Raw genomic sequence first — 4,272 nt, forward strand, 5'->3', positions numbered from 1 at the left:
GCCTCCCGTCCGTCGTCGGGGTGGTCCAGGGCGGCGCTCGCGACCGTCCGGACGGACCGTCATCCCGCGCGGTCTGGCAGAGTCCGACTGCTAGGGTCGTTACGGCGACGTTACGGGGCGTATCGTCCACCACACGTGGGCCCGAAGGGCCACACGACTCCGAAAGCAGCGCCCCCCGGGCGCTCCACACCCACCAGGAGATCCATTGACCGTCAAGATCGGTATCAACGGCTTCGGCCGCATCGGCCGTAACTTCTTCCGGGCCGCACTGGCCAAGGGCAGCGACCTCGAGATCGTGGCGGTGAACGACCTCACCGACAACGCGTCCCTCGCGAACCTGCTGAAGTTCGACTCCATCACCGGCAAGCTCCCGGCGACGGTCGAGCTCGACGGCGACAACATCGTGGTCGACGGCAAGGCGATCAAGGTCCTCGCGGAGCGCGACCCCGCCAACCTCCCCTGGGGCGAGCTGGGTGTCGACATCGTCATCGAGTCGACCGGTTTCTTCACCAAGGCCGCCGATGCGCAGAAGCACATCGACGCCGGTGCCAAGAAGGTCATCATCTCCGCCCCGGCCACGGGTGACGACGTCACCATCGTGCTCGGCGTGAACGAGGACCAGTACGACCCCGCGAACCACAACATCATCTCGAACGCGTCCTGCACCACGAACAGCCTCGCGCCGCTCGCCAAGGTGTTCCACGACAAGTTCGGCATCGAGCGCGGTCTCATGACCACGGTCCACGCCTACACCGCCGACCAGAACCTCCAGGACGGCCCGCACAAGGACCCGCGTCGTGCGCGTGCCGCAGCCCTGAACATCGTCCCGACCTCCACGGGTGCGGCGAAGGCCATCGGCCTCGTCCTGCCGGAGCTCGCCGGCAAGCTCGACGGCTTCGCGCTCCGCGTCCCGGTGCCGACCGGCTCGATCACCGACCTCACCCTCGAGACCAAGTCCGAGGTCACCGTCGACGAGATCAACGCCGCCTACAAGGAGGCAGCCGAGGGTCCGCTCAAGGGCATCCTGCTCTACAGCGAGGACCCGCTGGTGTCGACCGACATCACCACGGACCCGCACTCCTCGATCTACGACTCCGGCCTGACCAAGGTCATCGGCGGCCTCGTGAAGATCACCTCGTGGTACGACAACGAGTGGGGCTACTCGAACCGCCTCGTCGACCTCACCGAGTACGTGGGCGAGCGCCTCTAACCCATGGCACTCCGCACCCTCGAGGACCTCGGCGACCTCGCCGGCAAGCGTGTCGTCGTCCGTTGTGACCTCAACGTCCCGCTCAAGGACGGCGTGATCACGGACGACGGCCGCGTGCGCGCGTCGCTGACCACCCTGAACACCCTCATCAACGCCGGCGCCCGCGTCATCGTGATCTCCCACCTGGGCCGCCCCGACGGCGAGCCCAAGCCGGAGTTCTCGCTCGCGCCGGTGGCCCAGCGGCTCTCCGAGCTGCTCGGCAAAGAGGTCACGTTCGTCGGCGAGACCGTCGGTGACGAAGCGACCGCGGCCGCCGGGGAACTCGGGGACGGCGACGTCCTGCTGCTCGAGAACCTCCGGTTCAACCCGGAGGAGACCTCGAAGGACGCTGCCGTGCGCAGTGGCTTCGCGGACCGCATCGCCGCCCTCGGGGACGCCTTCGTGTCCGACGGCTTCGGTGTCGTGCACCGCAAGCAGGCCTCGGTGTACGAGCTCGCGTCCGCGCTGCCCAGCGCAGCGGGGTCGCTCATCGAGACCGAGCTCGGCGTGCTCGAACGCCTCACGACGACGCCGGAACGGCCGTACACGGTCGTGCTCGGCGGGTCGAAGGTCAGCGACAAGCTCGGTGTCATCGACCACCTCCTGCCGCAGGTGGACACGCTCTGCATCGGCGGCGGCATGCTCTTCACGTTCCTCGCGGCCCAGGGCCACGGGGTCGCGAAGTCGCTGCTCGAGGCCGACCAGCTCGACGTCGTCCGCGAGTACCTCTCGCGGGCGAAGGAGCTCGGCGTGACGATCGACCTGCCGACGGACGTCGTCGTGGCGTCCGGGTTCGCGGCCGACGCCTCGCACGAGACCGTCGCCGCGGACGCGATCGAGTCGTCGTCCTTCGGGGCGGACGGCATCGGCCTCGACATCGGCCCGGAGACGGCGGCGCGGTTCGCGTCCGCGGTGTCCTCGTCGAAGACCGTGTTCTGGAACGGCCCGATGGGCGTGTTCGAGTTCCCGGCCTTCGCCGCCGGCACGAAGACCGTCGCGCAGGCCCTGACCGAGGTCGACGGCCTCGGTGTGGTCGGCGGTGGCGACTCCGCCGCGGCCGTCCGGTCGCTCGGCTTCTCGGACGACCAGTTCGGGCACATCTCGACCGGTGGCGGTGCGAGCCTCGAGTTCCTCGAGGGCAAGTCGCTCCCCGGTCTCGAAGCACTGGGGTGGTCGCGATGACCCGGACGCCGTTGATCGCGGGCAACTGGAAGATGAACCTGGACCACCTCCAGGCCATCGCGACCGTGCAGAAGCTCGCGTGGACGCTGAAGGACGCACGTCACGACTTCGACGACGTCGAGGTCGCGGTCTTCCCGCCCTTCACCGACCTCCGGAGCGTGCAGACGCTCATCTCGGCCGACAAGCTCCCGATCCGCTTCGGCGCGCAGGACCTGTCCCAGTACGACTCGGGCGCCTACACGGGCGACGTGTCCGGGGCGTTCCTCGCCGCACTCGACGCGCAGTACGTCATCGTCGGACACTCCGAGCGACGCACGCTGCACGCGGAGACCGACGAGGTCGTCGCCGCGAAGACCGCCGCGGCCGTCAAGCACGGTCTCGTGCCGGTGGTCTGCGTCGGCGAGACCGGTGAGCAGCGCGAGGAGCGCGGCGCCGGTGTCGTGCCGGTCGAGCAGCTGCAGGTCGTCCTCGACGCTGTGCAGCCCTCGGAGATCGTCGTGGCGTACGAGCCGGTCTGGGCGATCGGCTCCGGCCAGGCCGCGACCGCCGAGCAGGCGCAGGACGAATGCGCTGCGATCCGTCGCGGGATCGCTGCAGCCTGGGGCGACGAGGCAGCCGCGGCGACGCGGGTGCTCTACGGCGGCTCGGTGAAGTCGGGCAACATCGCCGGCTTCTTGCGCGAGCCCGACATCGACGGCGCGCTCGTCGGTGGCGCCTCCCTCGACGTGCAGGAGTTCGCGGCCATCGCGCGCTTCCGGCAGCACGTCGGACTCTGATCCACCGGACACAGGCCGGTCGCCATCGTGCGGCCGGCCTGTGCCACGCCCAGCCCGGGGACCTCGGCCGACCACCTGGCCGGTATACTCGGATGGCTGACTGACACGAAAGGTACGTCGTGGCGATTCTCTCCGTCGTGCTGCAGGTCCTGCTCGCGATAACGAGCCTCCTGCTCACGCTCCTCATCCTGCTGCACAAGGGCCGCGGTGGCGGCCTCTCCGACATGTTCGGCGGCGGCGTGACGAGCAACCTCGGGGCGTCCGGCGTCGCCGAGCGCAACCTCAACCGCATCACGGTGATCCTCGGTCTCCTCTGGATCGTGTCGATCATCGTGCTCGGTCTCATCAACAAGTTCACGGCGGGGAGCTGATCCATGGCATCCGGAGGCAGTGCAATCCGGGGTTCGCGCGTCGGCGCGGGCCCGATGGGGGAGCAGGACCGCGGGGTCCAGGCCGAGCGTGTGGCGATCTCGTACTGGGACGCCCTCGGCAACGAGGTCGTGCGGTACTTCGCCGCCGGCCTCCCCGATGACGAGATCCCCGAGACGGTGGACTCGCCGTCGACCGGGCTCCCGGCTGGTCGTGACAAGGAGAACCCTCCCGTGGTCTCCAAGACCGAGCCGTACAAGACGCACCTCGCGTACGTGAAGGAGCGTCGCACCGAAGAAGAGGCGGCGCAGCTCCTCGAGGACGCGTTGCAGCAGCTCCGGCAGCGTCGCGGCACCGCGAAGTAGTCGCACGAGACGTCCGAAGGCCCCCGTACCGATCCGGTACGGGGGCCTTCGTGCGTGCGGTGGGTGCGCGGTGGACCGGCGAGGTCGCACGACGCGCCGCGCGGGCGCCGCCGAGGTCGCACGATATGCCGTGCGGGCGCCGTCGAGGTCGCATGAAGCGCTGCTTCCGCACGCTGCGGGCGACACTTTGTGCGACCGAGGCGGGCGGGTGGCCGGGTGGGCGGGTGGGCGGCAGGCGCCGGCCGGGCAGCCGAGCGGGCGGGCGCCGGGCGGGCAGGCGGGCGGGCGGGCGGGCGCGCGGCAGGCGCACCCACGGACGGACGGGAGGCGC

General features: G+C 70.0%; 5 protein-coding genes. All 5 read left to right on the top strand.

Annotation, left to right across the window (positions count from 1 at the left end):
• The first annotated feature begins 205 nt into the window (after window positions 1-205).
• The 5 genes from gap (at window position 206) to BIV03_RS15495 (ending at window position 3,941) form a co-directional block, all read left to right on the top strand.
• A complete protein-coding gene (gene gap, locus BIV03_RS15475; protein WP_070416209.1) occupies window positions 206-1,210 on the top strand; it encodes a type I glyceraldehyde-3-phosphate dehydrogenase in 1,005 nt (334 codons plus the stop codon).
• A gap of 3 nt (window positions 1,211-1,213) precedes the next feature.
• Window positions 1,214-2,431, top strand: coding sequence for a phosphoglycerate kinase (gene pgk / locus BIV03_RS15480; RefSeq protein ID WP_071296303.1), 1,218 nt, complete (start codon window positions 1,214-1,216; stop codon window positions 2,429-2,431).
• Window positions 2,428-3,207: a triose-phosphate isomerase gene (tpiA, locus tag BIV03_RS15485; protein WP_071296368.1), complete on the top strand. Its 780-nt coding sequence runs from the start codon at window positions 2,428-2,430 to the stop codon at window positions 3,205-3,207. Before pgk ends, tpiA begins: the two co-directional genes overlap by 4 nt.
• A 119-nt stretch (window positions 3,208-3,326) precedes the next feature.
• A complete protein-coding gene (gene secG / locus BIV03_RS15490) occupies window positions 3,327-3,578 on the top strand; it encodes a preprotein translocase subunit SecG (RefSeq protein WP_056124375.1) in 252 nt (83 codons plus the stop codon).
• Between the two features lie 3 nt (window positions 3,579-3,581).
• A complete protein-coding gene (locus BIV03_RS15495) occupies window positions 3,582-3,941 on the top strand; it encodes an RNA polymerase-binding protein RbpA (protein ID WP_070416207.1) in 360 nt (119 codons plus the stop codon).
• Window positions 3,942-4,272 lie beyond the last annotated feature (331 nt).

Source organism: Curtobacterium sp. MCBA15_016 (genome assembly GCF_001865105.1).
Lineage (GTDB): Bacteria > Actinomycetota > Actinomycetes > Actinomycetales > Microbacteriaceae > Curtobacterium.

Coding starts and splice junctions, on each gene's coding strand:
- pgk (WP_071296303.1), top strand. CDS start 1,214: ATGGCACTCCGCACCCTCGAGGACCTCGGCGACCTCGCCGGCAAGCGT.
- tpiA (WP_071296368.1), top strand. CDS start 2,428: ATGACCCGGACGCCGTTGATCGCGGGCAACTGGAAGATGAACCTGGAC.
- BIV03_RS15495 (WP_070416207.1), top strand. CDS start 3,582: ATGGCATCCGGAGGCAGTGCAATCCGGGGTTCGCGCGTCGGCGCGGGC.